This window comes from Pseudoxanthomonas sp. (assembly GCF_027498035.1).
Classification (GTDB): Bacteria; Pseudomonadota; Gammaproteobacteria; order Xanthomonadales; family Xanthomonadaceae; genus Pseudoxanthomonas_A.
The window spans coordinates 3,002,365-3,020,278 of sequence record NZ_CP114978.1 but is presented as its reverse complement, the minus strand read 5'-3'; the positions used below and the strand labels follow the sequence as shown (position 1 = coordinate 3,020,278).

The window sequence follows — 17,914 nt, the reverse complement described above, 5'->3', positions numbered from 1 at the left end:
AGCCATGGCGCGCATGCAACGTTGGCCGTTTCTTCCAATTCCGCGCCTGCATCGCGGTCTACGCTGTGCCACATGAACATTCTCCTCACCGGTGCGACCGGAAAAGTTGGAAGCAGGCTCCTTGCCCATCTGGTGCGACGCGGCGATCACGTCCGTGCTCTGGTCCGTGACCCGATCCGTGCGGCGGCGATCTGTGGCGATCAGGCGGAACTCGTCCGCGGTGATCTCCTGGACCCCGGTTCGCTTTCCGCCGCCATGCGCGGCATCGATGCCGTCGTGCATTGCGCCGCCTTCTTCAGGGGCGCGACGCCCGAACAGGCGCACGCGGTCAACGAGCTGGGCACGCGACACCTGGCCAGCGCAGCCCGCGATGCGTCCGTCGGGCGCTTCGTGTTTCTGAGTACGGGCCTGGTCTACGGCCCCAATGCTGGACGCCAGGCCCATGAAGACGATCCCTGCGCGCCCATGGATGCCTACCCGCTGAGCAAACTCGCCGCCGAACGCGTGTTGCTGGGGGTCGAAGGGCTGGATGTCCGGATACTCCGGTTGCCGTTCGTCTACGGCGACGGCGATCCGCACATCGAGGAGATCATTCCGTTCGCGCGCGGCTTCCCGCCGGGCCAACGCATGGCGCTCGGCCACCATGCGGACATTGCCCAGGCGGTGATGCGCGTGCTGGATGCGGCTTCGCCCACGTACCGGATCTACAACGTGGTCGACGATGAGGCGCCCGACCTGGCGACGCTGTTCGCAGCGGTCGGCCAGCCACCGCCCGATGGCACCGATGCCGAACGTGCTGCAGCTTTCGGCGCGCTTCCCGATGGCAGCCGCCTGCGCGAGGATCTCGGCTTCAAACCGGCCTTTCCACGCCTTGCGGACGCGCTGGCCGCGGGGCGGATGTAGGCCACGGAGCGCATGGTGCCGGTGCCAGCTTGGCCACTGGCGCCGGTGTTTCACCAGGGCACCGTCCGCCCCAGGTAATCCAGGTACTGCAATCCTGCTGTTCCTTCCTGCGCTGTGATCGTGTCGACCAGGCTGGGGATGCTCTCTTCGATGCTCAGGCGCGCGGCGGGGCCGCGCATGTCGGTGCGCACCCAGGTCGGGTCGGCCAGCCTGCATCGCTTCGACCTGCCCGCGCCGGGCAAAGACATCACCGTCTCGCAGCTGTGGCACCCGCACCTGCACGCCGATACCGGACACCGCTGGCTACGCGCGTTGGTGCTGGCCGAGTGCAGGGAGCCCTGACGCTGATTACATTTGCCGCACGCCGTCGCTGAAAGGACGGATCCAGGAGCTTCCTGTCACGATTTCGCCGGACGCTTTTTACATCCCGGTTCACATCTTCTAGATTGAACAATCCCCAAGGAGCGCGGATCCAGGATGAGGCCAGCTTTCTCGCTACCGTGCCGTTGCCTCGTGCTGTCGCTGGCTTGCACGGTTGCAGCATGTACGACTTCGCCCGTTCCGCCGTCGACGTCGGTCGACCCCACCAGTACCAGCAGGAGCAATGCCGTGATCGAACGCATCAAACAGGATGTGGATCGCTTGATCGCCACCCCCTTCAATGACACTGCGCGCCTGCAGACGTTGCTTGGAAGCGAGCTTGGTGCTCCCGCCGAGCAGGATGGCTGGCGCACACAGACGGCGGCCACCGGAAACTTTGCCGGAGTTCCCGTACACGACATCACGCTTCGGTCGAGCATCGACGGACAGGGGACGAGCGTGCTGCTGCTGTCTTTCGATGAGGGCGGCATCCCGTTTGATGGCGCGCAATGGGCCGGCGCCACGCCCAATCCGCCACGTCCGGAATCACCCAGCTCCAGCGCCTATTGGGAAGTCCACAAAGGCGACGCGACGATCGTGCTTGGCATGGACAACAGCCAGCAGCACCTGGTCCAGCTTTCAATCCGCAAGCACTGACGCGAACGTCCCTGCACGCTGCAAAGGAATTGCACAATGCCTAACCCAACGACGCCGCCCGCAACACCGCTCCAGGACCCGACCGTCACGGTGCTGCTTCAACAGTCGGCCACCTTGCGCCAGGACCTGCAGCAACTTCGGCATGATGGCTTCACCGTCGAGTGGGGCGACGCCGGGAAAGGCACGTATTACGACGCCCCACATTCGCGCATCGTCGTTGATCGGAACCAGATGGGGCACGGCGCGGCCATCGTGCAATCGCTTTCGCACGAGTACGGACACCACAGCTTCAAGGAACCCGAGGATTACAGCTCACGCGACGCTTATGTGAATCGCTCGCTCCGCAACGAGGCCACCGCGACGCTCAGCAATGCCGTGGTCAGGGACGAGATCCGCGCGGCAGGGGGACCAGACATCGGGATCGCGGGCAGCAACCACGTGGCGTACGAGAAGATCGCCGGAGATCTTTCGGCGGGAAGGATCAACCGCGAAGCAGCGTTGTCCGGCATCGCCACCGCATTCGGCAACGAGCATCCCTCCGTCGCCCCTCAAGGCGACTATCGCGACTACTACGGCGGCCATTACGACACCGCCGTGGTGCCCTGGCTCCGCAGCACCGGCAGGCTCCCCGCCCCACAGGACCAGCAGCCCGCTCTGGACAATGATCATCCTGCCGCCCCGATGTTCAAGGCCTTGCGAGGCCAGCTACCCGCATCGGTGGCCGACGCACATGTCCTCGATGCCGCCGTGAAGGCCCAGGCCTCGGTGCATCAGGACACCGCTTGGGTATTCTCATCGCAAACGCCCGGACTCCGGGTCCAGACGGATCTGTCCCAGCCTGCGCTCGCGCTCGAAGACGCCCTGGCCCGCAGCCAGGCACTCGCTGCCGGGCCGCCCTCGCAGGATCAGCAGGTCTCGCCCACGCTTGGAAGGTGATGTAACCGGGGCACGTCCCTCGCGGCGCCCGTCCCGTCGCACAGGGCCCTGCGCTGTTGCTGGCCGCCGCCACGGCTGATCCGTACGACGCCAGGCTTGCCGGTGGCTGGCTGAATCACCGCAACGGACGGAACTTCAGCGACAGGCGCTGACAAGTGAACCTGCGTGTGTCCGCGTTACGATGCGCACCCCAGCCACAGCACGCCATAGACACCGCATGAAGTCCCGCAGCATCGACGCCCCGATGGCATGAGCAACGCGTCGACACCCGCGGACAGCCCGGCCGGATTCAGGCGTGCGCGCCCCGGCGACCAGCCCACCAGAAGCGAACGCCTGCAGTCGTGGATCTCCGCGATCCTGACCGTTCTGCTGCATCTGCTCATGCTGCTGATCCTGCTGCACTCCTCCCTGCCCGTCATCTCGGCACCGCAGGGCGGTGCCAGCGGCGGGCGGATGAAGATGGAGTTCCTTGGCGCCACGACCGACCCGGCGACCAAGACCCCGCCGAGCCCGCCACCCACGCGCGCGCCGACGCCCCCCACGCCCAAGCAACCGAAGAAACCCACCGTGCAGAAGAAGCCGGTCGCATCGCGCGTGCAGACCACGCTGGTCGATCATGCTGCCGACCCGGTGCCCGACGACACCGACGAGATTCCCACCACCACCGCCGCGGACAGCTGGTCCATGCCCACCCAGGCCCAGCGCCCGCAGCAGCAGAGCCAGGCACCTGAGAGCCCGCCGCCGCCCAGCCAGCAACGCTCGGCCCAATGGGGCCGCCCGCCGGGCATGCAGGCGCAGGACACCGCACTCGACGACATGGGCCCGGGCAACAGTCCCTCGCCCAGCCGCGGCAATCGCAACGATCTCAATTCGGCCGGCAACAGCCTGGAGCTGGGCGGCTACCAGGTCTATTACGACACCACCAGCGACGAGAAGGTGCGCGCCTGGATGGCCCAGGGCATGAAGGAGTTCGCCATTCCCCTGCCCGGCACGCGCCTCTACATGGCCTGCTCGCTGGACATCGCCCTGCGCCGCGGCTCCGGCAAGTGCCGCGCGCTCGATCCCGATTCGGAAGAAGCCAAGCACATCGGCGATGCCCGCCAGATCATCACCATGTCCGCCGTCTACAAACAGGGCGACCTGGTGTGGAAGGGACCGGGACCGTACCGGTAGCGATGGCGGTCCTGGGTGTCGGCTGATGCAGCTGCTCCTGTAGCGCGGCAATAAACTGGACGACCATGACCTCTACAAGCACGACACCATCTCGTACAAGACGCAGGGCGAGGGCGATGGCTTGTACGTGCCTGGCGCTGCCGCTGCTGGCGGCGTGCAGCAACCCACCGGCCCGACCCGCTGAGCCGGACGCGGCACAACGACCCACCACCGGCTCCAGCCTCGTCATCCGAAGCGTGGAAGCGGCTGTCTACACGCCCGAGGTGGGGAGGGCACCCGATCCCGCGCTGGAAGCCAGCTGCAAGGCCTGGGCACTGGACCGCGCGGGCGTCGCACGCTTCTTCGCCGCCAGCCGCGAATATCCCGATGGCACCCAAGACGCTTTCTACTGGTTGCCGTGCACCATCAGCGGCCAGCTGCAGGCCGAAGGCAGGACCTGGGACTACCGGATCAATGCGGCCGCCACCGCGACCTGGACCAGCGGCGATGTGGTGCGGACGTTCGGCTGCACCGCCGCGGCCTGCGCGCCGCTGGTGCTGTTGATGCCGGACGACAATTCGGGGCGTTGATCGCCCTGCCGGCAGCCCCCGCGTTACTGCGCGGTGGCTTCGGCCTGCTTGGGCTCTGGCTTCCAGCTGCGGTTGAAGCACTGTGTGCCCACCGGATGCAGCCAGTCCTCGTCGCGTGAGGCGCGTGCGTCTGTGTCGTCGGCCGCGGTATCGGTGGCGAAGGTCGCGCAGACCTGGAACTCACGCGCGCCCTGCACCTTGTATGCGTAGGGCACGGCGGTTTCCGGATCGATGATGGCCAGGCGCAGGCCCGGACGCGTGGCCAGCGTGGTCAGGTCCGGCGCCAGCGCGCCGGTGCGGTCGGCGTACTCGCGCGCGGTTTCGACGATGCGGCCTAGATCGTTGGCACGGCGCTGGTCCAGCCGCAGCGCGCGCTGCTGGGCGGGCGTACCCATCACCACGATGGCTGCCGCAACGGTGGCGATCACCGCCAGCGTGGCGGCGACCAACAGGGCACGGCCGAAGGTCGGTGTGTTCATGCTTCCACCTCTTCGCGGCGCAGGTCCAGCAGGTAGTAGCTGAAGACCCCGCCGGCCAGTAAGGCCCACCACCAGCACCTTCAGCACGAAACGCACGCTCAGTTCGCCGCCCAGCACGTTGTAGACCAGCACCGCCATGTCACTGAGCAGCGTGGTCGCGGCGATGAACAGCGTCAGGTAGGTCAGCCAACGCCGTACCGCCGAGAGCCGCTTGACCGGGCTGCGCGCCAGCTCGCGCGAGAGCCTGCGCGCGACGAACAGGAACACCGGATAGGCGATCAGCACCCACGCCACCGACCAGCGCATCGACTCGCGGCCGCGCCCCCAGATGTCGTAGTCCTTGCTGGGGTCGGGGAAGGCATGGTTGATCAGGTCGAACAGCAGGCTGCCGATCTGGAACGCCCACATGTACAGCGTGGCGAACAGCACCAGATAGAAGAACGCCTCGCGTGCGGACAGGTACGGCCGCGGGCGCGGCACCGGCACAGCGAAAGGCACGTCGGCAAACACCGACAACGCGCTGCGCACCTGCTCCGGCGGCCAGCCGGCCTGCGCCAGCACGGTTTCGATCTGGGGGCGCGGCTGCCCTTGCGACAGCGCATCGCGCACGAAACGTTCCAGGTCCTGTGTTGCGGCGGCCATGCCCATCCCCTTTCCTTGAATGCGGTGAAGCCTACCGCATCGGCAGCCCGCGCGACCCCGTGCGGCCGGCGTACCTGTTGCGATGCAAGCCACCCTGCTTCCACCCATGGCTTACCTGCGCTCGCAGGTACCGCGACCGGTTACTGCGGTCGTGCGTCGGCTTCACGGGGCACTGCTGCGCTGAGGGTGGCAGCCACGCGCTGGCCCAACGCGTGGACCAGCAGCGGCAACACCCAGCTGCCCCACAGCATCACCGCGATCAACGCCGGCGTAGGCGCCACGCCGTGGCCCACCGCAAACGCCAGCGCCAGGCGGAACACGGCCGGTGCCAGCGTCACCAGATAGGCACGCACCATCCAACGCCGGTGGGCCTGCACCCGCCCGCGACGGATCGCCGCCAGGCCGAAGCCCGCCGTGACCAGCCACGCCAGGCTGGTCGCGGTGAAGGCCAGGCGGATCACCACCGGTGCCGGCGAGGTCGCGATCAACCCGGCCGCGCCGAACATCGCCACCAGCATCGCCACGAAGTACACCCGGCCCGACCAGCGATGCAGGCGCCACGCCCGCCGCCAGCGCTGCGTGGCGAACTGCAGCAGCCCCAGCACGATGCCGACCACGCCACCGGCCAGATGGCACCACAACCAGCCCCGCCGCGACAGGAACATGGCGTACGCAGGTGAATCCAGCGACGCGTACTTGAGATACGCCGCATGCAGGAAGCCGACGCCCAACACGCCCAGCGCCAGCCACAACACGATCCCCACCACGCCAAACGCGGCGGTCGAACGGCCAACCCTTGCCGTGCCCTGGAATGATCCGGTCATCGTCCATCTCCCGTGTCCCGGCATGGCCGGGCAGCGCCGCCGGCACGCTAACACGCGGCCGCGACCGGCCTTGGCGCAGTGCGACAGGCAGCGCCCGCCAGCGAAGCAATGCCGCCGATCAAGCCCAGCGGACAGGCGCGAAGCAAGCAGGTGACCGCAGCACCGGCGCAGCACATCATCACGCCGGACATGGCCAACGCCGCGCGCAGGACAACCCCGGCTGACAATCGCCCGCCTGCACGGTATGTTCCCAGGCAGGAACGGGGGTTTCTTGCATGGGGCGTAGACGCAGGGAAGGCGGGATCGGGGTGCTGGCCGCCATGCCGTGGCCGGTGGGGCTGATCGCCGGGATCATGGGATACATCGCGGTGCGCCATGGCGTCGTCTGGTGGATGACCCACCACGGCGGATTGCTGGCATCGGGATTCAAGCAACACGACGGCAGCACGCTCGCGCCGCTGGCGTGGCTGGTGCTGGCCGTGTGCTGGCTGGGCGCGCTGATGTCCTTCTTCCGCAGTCGCCAGCGCCGCAAGCTGCTCGATACCCGCACCGATCTGGAAAGCCTCAGCCAAGGCGGCTGGCGCCAGTTCGAACTGCTCGTGGGCGAAGCCTTCCGCCGCCAGGGCTATGCCGTGGAGGAAACCGGCCTGGGCGGCGCCGATGGCGGCATCGACCTGATCCTGCGCAAGGACGGCCGCCGCACCCTGGTGCAATGCAAGCAGTGGAAGCGCCAGCAGGTCGGCGTCAGCGTCGTGCGCGAAATGGCCGGCCTGCTCGCCCACCACCAGGCCCACGCAGTGAAGATCGTCTGCATCGGCAGCTATACCAAGGACGCCGAGCGCTTCGCCCAGGGCAAGCCGATTGAGCTGATGGGCGGCGAGCAGTTGCTGGAGATGATTCGCGCGGTGCAACGCGAAGCCGCACCGGCACCTATCCCTCAACAAGCCCGCATCGAGCCGGTTCTGTTGCCCATTGAAGTTGCGCCTGCACCCGTCGCGCCGACGGCTTGTCCGCGCTGTGGCAGCGCGTTGGTTCAGCGGAGCAATCGGCGAACGGGTGAGGCGTTTCTAGGGTGTAGCCAGTTCCCGAGATGCAGGGGGACCGCCTGAGTGATTCATCAAAGGCCAGAAAGCGCACTCTAGCCCCCCGTTCTTCCATCCCTGCTCTCCGCCGCCACCAAATAATCTAGACCGAGAATTAGGACTAAAAATGCCGAATGAGACAGTCCATAACCCAGATCAATATATGGCCGCCCTGCGAACCATCATCGCCGGAGGTCGAAAAAGAATAGGACTACTGCTCGGCGCAGGCGCTCCCGCCGGCATGAAGAACAGTGATGACACGTACCCGCTCATACCAGCCGTCGCCGGCCTGACCAAAACCGTATTGAAAAATCTCACCCCTGAATATAAAAAGCAAATTGATGAACTGAAGAAAGAACTCGCACCTAAAGATGACATTGAGACAATACTTTCGCGCGTGAGGGCGCTCGCAAAAGTAATTGGCGCTGCAAAAGTTCATGACCTTGATGGTCCGGGATACGCCATTCTTGGCGAGAAAATATGCAAAGAAATTGGTGAAATTGTAAATGTGACCTTGCCAGAAAGCGGGTCAGCCTATAGCGACCTCGTCACGTGGATAATTGGCGCTGCACGTGAACATCCCGTTGAAATATTCACCACGAATTACGATCTACTACTCGAAGAAGCCCTTGAAAGAGTTCGAGCCCCTTATTTCGATGGTTTCACGGGCGGAAGACACCCATTTTTCGACCCCGTAACTGTTGCAAACAATGACCTTCCTAAGCGATGGACACGATTATGGAAGCTCCACGGATCACTGGGATGGCGATCCAATGAGAAGGGAGAAGTAATCAGATCTGGAATAGCAAGCTCCAATCATCTAGTTTTCCCTGAGCACCTAAAATATGAACAAACTCAGAAGGCTCCCTATGCCGCTCTCCTCGACAGACTGAGAGCCTTCCTGGCAACATCAGACACCTTACTTATCTCGGTCGGCTTCTCGTTTGCCGACGCACATATATCAGCGAGAATTGACGAGGGTCTAGCTGCAAACCCATCAGCTAGTGTGTTCGCCTTTCAATTTCAAAAACTTGAAATCGAAACCTGTGCTAGCGAGATAGGCGCGAGACTGCAAAATTTCAGCGTATATGCTCGCGATGCCGCCATAATTAACGGAACTCGCGGAAATTGGAAGGTCCCACAGGAGCTGCCTTCCAAGGATTGGGGAGCAATTCGATCCTCATATTGGGGAAAATCAGAAAGAGACAAACCTTACGAGTTTACTCTCGGCGCAATTGAGGATTTCGCTAAATTTTTCTCCGCTTCGCGATCAATTCAAATATTGACAAGCCCACCACTCGCTATCCCAGCTGTGGCTGAGCCTCCCTTCGACGTTGAGAACAAGAAATGAAATTGTCAACTTTGCTGGGCCATGTCGGCGCTGTCGCCGGATCAACCATAAGCATTAAACAATACGAAGGAATCGCCTCCGGAATAGCGATAATCGGAGGTAGAAGCTATCGTGTTGGACAAGTTGGCAGTTTCGTTAGAATTCCACAGGGATACCATGATCTTTATGGAATTATTTCAGACGTCGGAGCCTCTGCCACTCCAGAGACGCTAGTAAATACCGAGGCCCGCGGCGAACGATGGATGAAAGTCCAGCTAGTAGGAGAAGTAGTCGAAACCACCTTCGAACGCGGAATAAGCCAGTATCCAGCAATCAACGATCAAGTACACCTCGTCGTCGAAGAAGACCTTGTACGCATTTATGGGACAAGCGAGGCTGGACAAGTAACGGTAGGACGCCTCTCGGGTGCAGAGAGCATTCCTGTTCGCATTGACCTCGACAAGCTTGTCACTCGCCATTCCGCTGTCCTCGGATCAACCGGGGCGGGAAAATCCACAACGGTGAGTAGCCTTCTGAGATCGATCTCCGCAGGCCAAGGCGAAAACAGCAGCTTCCCGAGCGCCCGGGTATTGTTGATCGATATTCATGGAGAGTATGGAAAATCCCTAGGAGACGTTGCCAAGGTCTTTCGTGTTAACCCCCTGGCGGGCGAGTCACCTCTCAACATCCCGTACTGGGCACTCAACTTAGGCGATCTGCTCGGATTTGTACTTGGGAAAACGGAAGAGAAGGCAATTTCCGCTATTCAAGACCAGATCCTTCGTATGAAATTGAGTGCAGCGAAGAAGCAAAAGCCGATGGGTGTCGATGAGAATTCACTAACGGCCGATAGCCCACTCCCCTTCAGCCTCAAGGCACTTTGGTTCTCATTGCTTGATCCAGAAATAAAAACTTGGAAAGAGAATACGCAGATTACATCAGCCCAAACCGCTCCCGGCGACGCCTTTACTCTTACCGCACCTAGCTACCCGCTTCCTGGCGCAGGAAACAGCACACCATTCGTGAACAAGACAAATGTCTTGTCAATAAGACGTCAGCTAGACCAGTTGCGCTCTCGACTTCTAGATCGTCAGTTTGACTTCATGCTTCATCCAGGCGACTGGGAGCCAAACCTTGACGGAGTTCCGAAAAGTGATTTGCCAGAACTCCTTGAAAACTGGATTGGCCATGACAAGCCCATAACTGTACTTGATCTATCCGGGGTTCCAAGCTCGGTCCTTATGCGCCTTATCGGCGGAATTCTCAACATAATCTATGAAGCTTTATTTTGGAGCCGCGAAAGAACCGAAGGCGGCAGACAGCGGCCCTTACTTGTCGTAATGGAAGAGGCTCACCGATACCTTGGTCAAGGAGAGGTAAGCCTCGCTAGAGATGCAGTCCAACGCATCGTAAAAGAGGGACGTAAATTTGGTATCGGAGCAATGATCGTAAGTCAAAGACCCGCGGAGATTGACGACACGATCCTGTCACAGTGCGGGACATTTTTCTCTTTAAGACTTTCCAATGCTTCAGATAGGAGCAAAGTCCAAGCGGCGCTCCCAGACAGCTTAAGCGGTGTCGTGGATAGCCTACCAGTGCTTCGCACTGGTGAAGCAGTAATCACTGGCGAAGCCGCAAAACTCCCTGTTCGTTGCCGCGTAATATTGCCAGAGGAAGGAAAAAGGCCCGCCAGTGAAGATCCAAAAGTAAATGAAAGCTGGCGGCGAACCCGCCAAAAAGAAGATTACTCGGCCGTGGTCGCCACTTGGCGCTCACAAAACCCACGTTGGAAGGAGGATTAGCACATGGAGCGCCAACCCGTCAGCTCTTCAAACATTGCATCTGTTGGATACAAATCAGATTCGGAAACACTTGAGATTGAATTTTTAAAAAATGGGGCTGTTTATGAATATTACAATGTTCCGCAATTAATTTATGACCAAATGATGCAATCCGCTTCAATCGGGCAGTTTTTCAACTCCGATATAAAGAATTCTTACGCCTGCAGCCAGATCTAAAGGTTAAGAGGAAACTCCGGAGGTCGGCACGCGCTTGTCAATTGGGCGTTGCTGGCCTTTTTTTCACGCCGAAATTCTTCAGCCGCAAGCTCAGGACCGACAGCTACCCCGCCGTCTACAAGGACGGCGCGCGGCAGGTGAACAACGACGGTGAAACTGCGAGCTTTGCCATCGACCAGGCCAACGGCCACCTCAACACCGGCAGCGACCAGTACCAGCGCGTCGAGACCAAGTAAGCCATCACGGCGCGGCCAGCAGCAGGCCACGCCATTTTTGCCTGGGATTTTGGCTTGAAGGCGTTGGGTCCCCGCGTGCGCGGGGATGACGGCAAGGGCGGCGGCATTCGCGCCGAGGCCGGGCACGGCATCAGTGCGAGGGCCGCGCACCGTCTGTGAACACGCGCTATTGCGCCGGCTGATCGCGACACGACGCGTGCAACGTCGGGCCAGGCTGGCTATCGTGGCGCCCTGATTCCGAAGACCTGCCATGAAGAAGCGCTACGACCCACCGCTGACCACCAACGCGCAGGACCCGCTGTATCGCGTCGACAAGGGCGTGGCCGGCGCCCAACACCAGCTGGATACCGCGATGGACGCCAAGCGCCTGCACACCAACCAGAACCTGGCGCACGAAGTCATCAAGGAAGCCCGCGCCGCGCTGAAGCGCGCCGAACACGCGCGCGAACTGAAGATCAAGGAACTGGCGCAGAAGGCCGCGGAGATGCGGGCGGCGGGGAAGTAGGTTCGCCTGGTGCGGGTTCCTGGTTTGATCTGCATATCGAAGGCGGGGACGCAGGATCAAGCGAATCCTCGAATCATCTGTCTTTGGCTCGTCATTCCCGCGAAGGCGGGAGGTGCTTCACAACAGCCGAATGGCTGGTCACCCAGTGACTTTGCGCTCAATGATTTGAAGCCACTGCATCCTCGTCTTCGCGGTGATGGCGACTGAAGTATCCCTGGATGATCAGCACTGCTCACCGTCGCAGGGTGCTTCCCGCGCTCGCGGGGACAACGAAAGCAACGTCCCTGGGTTCCCGCGTTCGCGGGAATGACGACTGATTGCACCGGCTGTTTTGGCCAATACACCAATCAATCAGAACAACGCACCCTGTTGCGGCGGCGTTTCGTTGATGGACGATGCTGGCGTTGCCGTCGGCGTTGGCTCGGCAATCTGCAACGCTTCCGGCGGCGTGCTGCCGCCCAGCCGCCACGCCAATCCCGACATGCGCACGGCGTGTCGTGCCAGCGCATCGCGCAGGACTTCGGCACTGCCGGCGACGTGCAGGCGGGTGCGGGCGCGGGTGATGGCGGTGTAGACCAGTTCGCGCGAGAGCACGCGGTTCGCCGCGCGCGGCAGTTGCAGCCAGACCTCGTCGAACTCGCTGCCTTGGGCCTTGTGCACGGTCATGGCGAAGGCGCTTTCGTGTGCGGGCAAGGCAGACGGATGGAACGGGCGCACGCCGCCATCTTGGCCACCGGCAAACCAGGCCATCAGCGCGCCGCTGCCGTCCCTGAGACAGATGCCGATGTCGCCGTTGAACAGGCGATGGCGGTAACTGTTTTCGGTGACCAGCAGCAGGCGGCCGTGGAAATAGGCCGGCGCGCTGCCGGTGCGGCGGCCGGACAGCAGTTCCTCGATGCGCGCATTCAAACCGCGTGCACCCTGCGGGCCTTCGCGCACGGCGGTGAGCAGGCGCAGGCGCTGGGCCAGCAGCAGGGCGGTGGCCGGATCGGGCGCGTCAGCCAGGGCGCGCCAGTGCGACAGGAAGACCTCGCGCCGTGCCTCGAATGGGTCCAGCACGTCCTCGTGGAACGTGACGCCGCGCAGGTCGCCGTCGCGCAGCAGCGACAGCGCGGTCTCGGCGTCGCCATAGCGCGTGGCGTTGGCCAGCGGCTGCAGGTCGAAGTCGGCATCCTGGCGATAGCCTCGCGTGAGCTGCACGCGGTGGCCGTGCAGGCCGCTGGCATCCGCATCGACCGGCACGGCATCGCCCAGCAGGGGTTGCAAGGCCTTGGCATCGGCGGCGGCCAGCGCATCGCCGGGGCCGGCGGCGGTGAGGATCGCGGCCAGCACGTCGCCGGCTTCCACCGACGGCAGCTGGTCGGCATCGCCGAGCAGGATCAGCTGGGTGCCGTCGGCCACCGCTTCGACCAGCTTGCACATCAGCGGCAGGTCGACCATCGAGGCTTCGTCGACCACGATCACGTCGAACGGCAGCGGGTTGTCGGCGGTGTGGCGGAATACCGGCGAATCGGGAATGGTGCCGAGCAGGCGATGCAGGGTGCTGGCGCTTTCCGGCAGGCCTGCGCACAGCGCTGCGTCCACGCCGCTGGCGACGATGCCGGCGGCGGCCTTGCGCAGGCTTTCGGCCATGCGCTCGGCGGCGCGGCCGGTGGGCGCGGCCAGCGCGATGCGCGGCGACGTGGCGCCGGACTGTTGCGCCAGCGCCATGCGCAGCACCAGCAGGCGGGTGATGGTGGTGGTCTTGCCGGTGCCGGGGCCGCCGGTGACCAGCAACAGCGCGCGGCGCAGGGCGAGTGCTGCGGCGCGTGCCTGGCGGTCTTCGCCCGTGCGCCCTCGGGGGAACAACGTGGCGAACACCTCGGCGACCGCCTGCGCAGCGAAGCAAGTCCCTCTTCGGGGGGTGTCGCCTGCGTCCAGCGCCTGGGCGGCGATGCGCTGCAGGTTCACCGCGAGCCGGCGTTCGTACTCGCGATAACGGCGCAAATAGAGCAGGTTGTTTTCCAGCACCAGCGGCGCGTCGGTGGCGCTGGCCTCGGCGGCTTCGACAGGCCGGGCGACCCAGCGCGAAGCGGCAATCGCGGCGTGCCACTGCACGGCGTCAGGCCAGTCCAGCGGTGCGTCGGTCAGCAGCTGCGGGCGCGCGGGGTCGAACCCGGCATGGCCCTGGGCCACGGCAAGCGACGCCAGTGCGGCGGCGGCCAGGACGTCGTCGGGCGTGTCTGGTTCCAGCCGGCGCAGGCTCTGGGCGAAGGCGTGGTCGAGCGTGCGCAACACGCCGGCGCGCAGGAGGGCGGCAAGGAGGTTGGAAGTCATGGGCCGAATCGCCTCGCTTCTGTCCTCTCTCCCCCACTTGTGGGAGAGAGGGCCAAAGCGCATGCCGTTGTCATCAGGCTCACGCCGCTGCCTCCGTGTGTTGGCCAGCAAACAACGCATCCAGCGCTTCGATCAGCGCCGGGGCGAACCGCTGCGCGTGCACGCCGGGCGAATCGACGCACGTGGCGTCCAGGCCACGGCAGAACAGATAGCGGATGCCGCCGAAATCGCGTGCGTAGTCGTAATCGGCGATGCGGAAGCGCAGCCAGCGGTGCAGCGCCAGGGTGTAGATCAGCGCCTGCAGGTCGTACTCGCTGTGCGCCATCGCGCGCTGCAACGATGCGGCGTCGTAGGCGGACAGCCGATTGGATTTGTAGTCCAGCACGTACCAGCGCCCATCGTGATGGTAGGTCAGGTCGATCAGGCCGGTCATCAGGCCTTCCAACTGGCGGCGCAGGCCGAAGCTGTGGCGTTCGCGGACCACGCCATGCGCGTGCAGCAGGTGCAGCAGTGCATCGACCGCGGTCGGCTGCAGGGCGAACTGGAATTCGATTTCCGGCCGGCGTGCATCGGCCGGCACGTCGCACAGGCGCACGCCTTCGGGCAGGGCGACGGTGAGGGTCTGGCCGATCATCGTGGTGATGACGCCGGTGCCGTCGTCGATGTCCTCGGCCGGATAGCCGCCGGCTTTCAGCGCGCCATGGATGATCTCGATGTCCGCGGCCGGCGCGACATCACCAGGCTGCCAGTGCTGCCACAGGGCGAAGTCGCTGCGTTCCAGCGCATCGTGCAGGACCACGCCGAAGCGATTGCCGGCAAAGCGCGGATCGAACACCTCGGCCGGCACCGGCGCGACATCCTCGGCGTCGCCTGCGGGTTCGTCATTACCGCCGGCTGTGGCGACGGTATTGGCACTGGCCACCGACTCGGCGCCGCTGTCGGCGTTGGCCAGCTGGGTGAAGCTATAGACCCACCAGTCATGCGAGAGCGCGCGCGCAACGTGGCGGGCCTGCGGTGGCGCGGCTTCGGCTTCTGGCGGCAGCCATGCGGGCACGACCGGCAGCGTGTCGCCTTCGATGACGATGCCCGGCACGGCGGCCAGCGCATCGCGGTCCTGCAGCATCGGTGCCAGCGCGGTCTGCCGGACGTTGTAGAAGTCGCCGGTGGCGACCCACAGCGCGTGTTCGGCGCGGGTCAGGCCGACGTAGAGCAGGCGTGCATCTTCGGCACGCTGCGCCTCGATCCAGGCATCACGCGCGGCGCTCCAACCCGAAGTCTCGGCCTGCAGTTTCCAGTGCAGGACACGCTGGTGCCCAGCATCCTGCACGACGCAGGCGTGGCCGGGATCGGGCGGCTTGCCACCGATGCCCACGAACGGCAGGAACACCAGCGGATACTCCAGGCCCTTTGACTTGTGCAGGGTGACGATCTGCACCCGGCGCGCGTCGGATTCCAGGCGCAGCAACTGGGTTTCATCGTCGCTGTCGGCCTCGCTGATCTGCAGGACCAGCCAGTCGACCAGGCCATGCAAGCCCAGCGCGCGTGCCTGCGCGTGCTGCAGCAGTTCGCCCAACTGCAGGTAGTTGGTCAGGCGGCGCTCGCCATCGAGCAGGCCGAGCAGGCGCTCGGCCTGGGCCGCGCACAGGTCGCTGACCAGGGCGAGCGGACCGCCGCGCTGCACGCGTTCGCGCCAGTCCAGCGCCTGCAGCTGCCAGGCGCGATGCGCATCGCCATCGGTTTCCAACGCTGCAATGCCACTGGCATCCACACCAAGCAGCACCGTCGCCAGCGCCGCGCGCAGGCGGCCATCGTCGGCGCTGTGCAGCAGGGCCAGCAGCAGGGTCAGCAGTTCGTGTGCTTCGCCCGTGGCGAACAGGCTCTGCTTGCCGGCAGCGACGGCGGGAATGCCAACCGCAGCCAGCGCCTGCTGGATACGCGTGGCCTCGCCATGCTTGCGCACCAGCACGGCGATGTCGCCCGGCTGGATCGGCCTGTCCTTGATCGCGGCCCTGCCCGCACGTGCTTCGGTCAGCACCGCATGGATGGCGGCCACGCAGGCATCGGTGGCGAGCTCGCGCGAGCGCGGCGAGCTGTGTACCTTCGGCTGGTTCTTCGCATCCAGCTGCTCCGACGCTGGTGCACGCCACAACGTCAACGCCGGCGCGGGTTTGTCATCGCGCTGGTAATCGGCATCGACACGCTGGGTGCCGGGCGCAACCGGGTGGAACCTGATGCCGGCCTCGATGAAGGCGCCCTCGCCAGCCTGCGCGTACAGCGCTTCGATTGCGGCCAGCACGCTGGGCCGCGAACGGAAATTGCGATCCAGCGGCGGCGCTTGTTCGGCCACCGCTGCGGCGGCCAGGTAGGTCTGCACATCGCCGCCACGGAAACCGTAGATGGCCTGCTTGGGATCGCCAATCAAGAACAGCGCCGGCGCCAGGGCCAGCGCACGCGTTGCATCCGAATCACCGAACACGGTGTGGAAGATGCGCCACTGGCGCGGATCGGTGTCCTGGAATTCGTCGACCAGCGCGATGGCGTACTGCGCGCGCAGGCGCTGCACCAGCGCGTGGGCGTGCGGTCCTTCCAGCGCGACGGCCACGCCGTCGATCAGGTCGTCGTAGGTCTGCACGCGGCGCTGTTGCTTGAGCTGGGCCAGGCGCAGGCGCGCTTCGTCTCGGATGCGGTGCAGCAGGCGCACGCGCTCACGCTCGCGGGCTGCCGCCTGCGCGGCGACAGCTTCAAGATAGGCGGGAATCGACGCACAGATCGGCGAGGTGGGGGTGCGACCGACGTGCTTGACGCTGGTCTTGGATTCGAGTGCTTCAACGGAAAGCTGCGCAAGGCGCGCGCCCAAGGGAACCGACCAGTGCCCCCGGCGGCACCACTGGCGCAGCTCGACCCAGAATTCGTTGATCCACTTGGGCTTGTAGCTGGTGTTGTTGAGGACCTTGTCTTCCACAGCCTTCAACAGGTCGGCAAGGAAGGCATCACCATGCGCGGCGAAGGCCTCTGCCAGCGCACGCGCGGCGGCGTGCAGCGCGGCCTCGGGGTCATCGCCCGGATCGGCCGGCGTCGGCGCAGGCAACAGCACCGGCTGGGCGATCAGCTTGCCCAGGTCGCGGGCCAGCGCATCCGGACCTTCCTTCCACAGCCCGACCAGCGCATCGACATCGTGTGGATCGGCCGCATGCACGCGCCACAGGTCGGCGGCCAGTTCATCGCGCAGTTCGCGGTCGCTGGCCAGCAGTTCCGGCGGGGCGAAGGTCTGGCCGCTTTCCAGCGCATGTTCACGCAGCACGCGCGCGCAGAAGCCGTGGATGGTGAAGATGGCGGCCAGGTCGATCTCGTCGGCGGCCTGCTGCAGGCGACGCTGCAGGGCGTCAGCGGTTTCGTCGCTGTCCTGCAGGTGCGCAGCGATGATCGCGCGGCTCAGTGCGACGTCGGGTGCTTCCTCTTCGGTCGGCGCCATGCCAATCACGCGCACAGCGACGGCCAGGCGTTCGCGGATGCGCTTGCGCAGTTCCTGGGTGGCGGCCTCGGTGAAGGTCACCGCCAGGATCTGGCCGATGCGCAGGCGTCGTTCGACCACCAGCCGGGTGACCAGCGTGGCCAGGGTGAAGGTCTTGCCGGTGCCGGCGGAGGCCTCGATCAGGCGGGTGCCGGTGAGGGGGAGGGTGAGGTAGGGGTCTTGTTCGTTCATTCGCGTCCTCCCGGGTGATCTGCCTGCATCGTCGGGGGAGCGAAAAAGCTTTCGCGCGTTGCGCGACCTACTTTTGTCTTGGCAAAAGTAGGCCAAACCGTTTTCGCCGGGACGCGCGCCGCCACTACGCGGCGGTCCCCTGCGCTTCTCGGAAGCCAGGGCACGGCGCGGAACTCGCTGC

General features: G+C 64.4%; 17 protein-coding genes. 12 read left to right on the top strand and 5 right to left on the bottom strand.

The window, feature by feature from the left end; translation table 11 throughout:
- Window positions 1-72 precede the first annotated feature (72 nt).
- Window positions 73-903 (top strand): NAD-dependent epimerase/dehydratase family protein, encoded by an 831-nt coding sequence (locus O8I58_RS13100; protein ID WP_298316809.1) that lies wholly within the window; start codon window positions 73-75, stop codon window positions 901-903.
- A gap of 50 nt (window positions 904-953) precedes the next feature.
- Here O8I58_RS13100 and O8I58_RS13095 read toward each other — a convergent pair whose 3' ends face one another.
- A complete protein-coding gene (locus O8I58_RS13095) occupies window positions 954-1,082 on the bottom strand; it encodes a hypothetical protein (protein WP_298316806.1) in 129 nt (42 codons plus the stop codon).
- Here O8I58_RS13095 and O8I58_RS13090 point away from each other — a divergent pair.
- The 5 genes from O8I58_RS13090 (at window position 1,081) to O8I58_RS13070 (ending at window position 4,598) form a co-directional block, all read left to right on the top strand.
- Window positions 1,081-1,245, top strand: coding sequence for a hypothetical protein (locus O8I58_RS13090; protein ID WP_298316803.1), 165 nt, complete (start codon window positions 1,081-1,083; stop codon window positions 1,243-1,245). The genes O8I58_RS13095 and O8I58_RS13090 overlap by 2 nt on opposite strands.
- A 267-nt stretch (window positions 1,246-1,512) precedes the next feature.
- A complete protein-coding gene (locus tag O8I58_RS13085; RefSeq protein ID WP_298316799.1) occupies window positions 1,513-1,920 on the top strand; it encodes a hypothetical protein in 408 nt (135 codons plus the stop codon).
- 36 nt (window positions 1,921-1,956) lie between these two features.
- Window positions 1,957-2,856 carry a hypothetical protein gene (locus O8I58_RS13080; protein WP_298316796.1) on the top strand — a complete coding sequence of 300 codons (900 nt, stop codon included), beginning with the start codon at window positions 1,957-1,959 and terminating at the stop codon, window positions 2,854-2,856.
- A gap of 249 nt (window positions 2,857-3,105) precedes the next feature.
- Window positions 3,106-4,029 (top strand): type II toxin-antitoxin system RelE/ParE family toxin, encoded by a 924-nt coding sequence (locus O8I58_RS13075; RefSeq protein WP_298316793.1) that lies wholly within the window; start codon window positions 3,106-3,108, stop codon window positions 4,027-4,029.
- A gap of 236 nt (window positions 4,030-4,265) precedes the next feature.
- Entirely contained in the window at window positions 4,266-4,598 is a 333-nt protein-coding gene (locus O8I58_RS13070) for a hypothetical protein (protein WP_298316790.1), read from the top strand.
- A 23-nt stretch (window positions 4,599-4,621) separates the two neighbouring features.
- Here O8I58_RS13070 and O8I58_RS13065 read toward each other — a convergent pair whose 3' ends face one another.
- Together O8I58_RS13065 and O8I58_RS13060 are read right to left on the bottom strand one after the other, a co-directional pair.
- On the bottom strand, window positions 4,622-5,719 hold the full coding sequence (locus O8I58_RS13065; protein ID WP_298316787.1) for a DUF5671 domain-containing protein: 1,098 nt from the start codon (window positions 5,717-5,719) through the stop codon (window positions 4,622-4,624).
- Window positions 5,720-5,859: 140 nt separating this feature from the next.
- Window positions 5,860-6,543 (bottom strand): DUF2306 domain-containing protein, encoded by a 684-nt coding sequence (locus O8I58_RS13060; protein ID WP_345781311.1) that lies wholly within the window; start codon window positions 6,541-6,543, stop codon window positions 5,860-5,862.
- Window positions 6,544-6,818: 275 nt separating this feature from the next.
- Between O8I58_RS13060 and O8I58_RS13055 the strand changes: the two genes are divergently transcribed.
- The 6 genes from O8I58_RS13055 to O8I58_RS13030 all read left to right on the top strand — a co-directional run bounded on the left by O8I58_RS13055 (window position 6,819) and on the right by O8I58_RS13030 (window position 11,714).
- Entirely contained in the window at window positions 6,819-7,652 is an 834-nt protein-coding gene (locus tag O8I58_RS13055; RefSeq protein WP_298316784.1) for a restriction endonuclease, read from the top strand.
- Between the two features lie 100 nt (window positions 7,653-7,752).
- A complete protein-coding gene (locus O8I58_RS13050) occupies window positions 7,753-8,976 on the top strand; it encodes an SIR2 family NAD-dependent protein deacylase (protein ID WP_298316780.1) in 1,224 nt (407 codons plus the stop codon).
- Window positions 8,973-10,757, top strand: coding sequence for an ATP-binding protein (locus O8I58_RS13045; protein WP_298316777.1), 1,785 nt, complete (start codon window positions 8,973-8,975; stop codon window positions 10,755-10,757). The genes O8I58_RS13050 and O8I58_RS13045 overlap by 4 nt, the downstream gene beginning before the upstream one ends.
- Window positions 10,758-10,760: 3 nt before the next feature.
- Window positions 10,761-10,973, top strand: a complete 213-nt coding sequence (locus O8I58_RS13040) for a KTSC domain-containing protein (protein ID WP_298316774.1) — start codon at window positions 10,761-10,763, stop codon at window positions 10,971-10,973.
- A gap of 41 nt (window positions 10,974-11,014) precedes the next feature.
- On the top strand, window positions 11,015-11,209 hold the full coding sequence (locus tag O8I58_RS13035; RefSeq protein WP_298323229.1) for a hypothetical protein: 195 nt from the start codon (window positions 11,015-11,017) through the stop codon (window positions 11,207-11,209).
- A gap of 250 nt (window positions 11,210-11,459) precedes the next feature.
- On the top strand, window positions 11,460-11,714 hold the full coding sequence (locus tag O8I58_RS13030) for a hypothetical protein (RefSeq protein ID WP_298316771.1): 255 nt from the start codon (window positions 11,460-11,462) through the stop codon (window positions 11,712-11,714).
- A 351-nt stretch (window positions 11,715-12,065) separates the two neighbouring features.
- Here the strand turns inward: O8I58_RS13030 and recD are convergent, their stop codons facing one another.
- Both recD and O8I58_RS13020 read right to left on the bottom strand, forming a co-directional pair.
- Window positions 12,066-14,030, bottom strand: coding sequence for an exodeoxyribonuclease V subunit alpha (gene recD, locus O8I58_RS13025; RefSeq protein WP_298316768.1), 1,965 nt, complete (start codon window positions 14,028-14,030; stop codon window positions 12,066-12,068).
- A gap of 79 nt (window positions 14,031-14,109) precedes the next feature.
- Window positions 14,110-17,733, bottom strand: a complete 3,624-nt coding sequence (locus O8I58_RS13020) for a UvrD-helicase domain-containing protein (protein WP_298316766.1) — start codon at window positions 17,731-17,733, stop codon at window positions 14,110-14,112.
- Between the last annotated feature and the right edge of the window lie 181 nt (window positions 17,734-17,914).

What these genes read in the sequence shown, in the direction of transcription:
- O8I58_RS13100 (WP_298316809.1), top strand. Translation starts at nt 73, where the DNA reads ATGAACATTCTCCTCACCGGTGCGACCGGAAAAGTTGGAAGCAGGCTC.
- O8I58_RS13090 (WP_298316803.1), top strand. Translation starts at nt 1,081, where the DNA reads ATGTCGGTGCGCACCCAGGTCGGGTCGGCCAGCCTGCATCGCTTCGAC.
- O8I58_RS13095 (WP_298316806.1), bottom strand. Translation starts at nt 1,082, where the DNA reads ATGCGCGGCCCCGCCGCGCGCCTGAGCATCGAAGAGAGCATCCCCAGC.
- O8I58_RS13080 (WP_298316796.1), top strand. Translation starts at nt 1,957, where the DNA reads ATGCCTAACCCAACGACGCCGCCCGCAACACCGCTCCAGGACCCGACC.
- O8I58_RS13075 (WP_298316793.1), top strand. Translation starts at nt 3,106, where the DNA reads ATGAGCAACGCGTCGACACCCGCGGACAGCCCGGCCGGATTCAGGCGT.
- O8I58_RS13065 (WP_298316787.1), bottom strand. Translation starts at nt 5,719, where the DNA reads ATGGCCGCCGCAACACAGGACCTGGAACGTTTCGTGCGCGATGCGCTG.
- O8I58_RS13060 (WP_345781311.1), bottom strand. Translation starts at nt 6,543, where the DNA reads ATGACCGGATCATTCCAGGGCACGGCAAGGGTTGGCCGTTCGACCGCC.
- O8I58_RS13055 (WP_298316784.1), top strand. Translation starts at nt 6,819, where the DNA reads ATGGGGCGTAGACGCAGGGAAGGCGGGATCGGGGTGCTGGCCGCCATG.
- O8I58_RS13050 (WP_298316780.1), top strand. Translation starts at nt 7,753, where the DNA reads ATGCCGAATGAGACAGTCCATAACCCAGATCAATATATGGCCGCCCTG.
- O8I58_RS13045 (WP_298316777.1), top strand. Translation starts at nt 8,973, where the DNA reads ATGAAATTGTCAACTTTGCTGGGCCATGTCGGCGCTGTCGCCGGATCA.
- O8I58_RS13040 (WP_298316774.1), top strand. Translation starts at nt 10,761, where the DNA reads ATGGAGCGCCAACCCGTCAGCTCTTCAAACATTGCATCTGTTGGATAC.
- O8I58_RS13030 (WP_298316771.1), top strand. Translation starts at nt 11,460, where the DNA reads ATGAAGAAGCGCTACGACCCACCGCTGACCACCAACGCGCAGGACCCG.
- recD (WP_298316768.1), bottom strand. Translation starts at nt 14,030, where the DNA reads ATGACTTCCAACCTCCTTGCCGCCCTCCTGCGCGCCGGCGTGTTGCGC.
- O8I58_RS13020 (WP_298316766.1), bottom strand. Translation starts at nt 17,733, where the DNA reads ATGAACGAACAAGACCCCTACCTCACCCTCCCCCTCACCGGCACCCGC.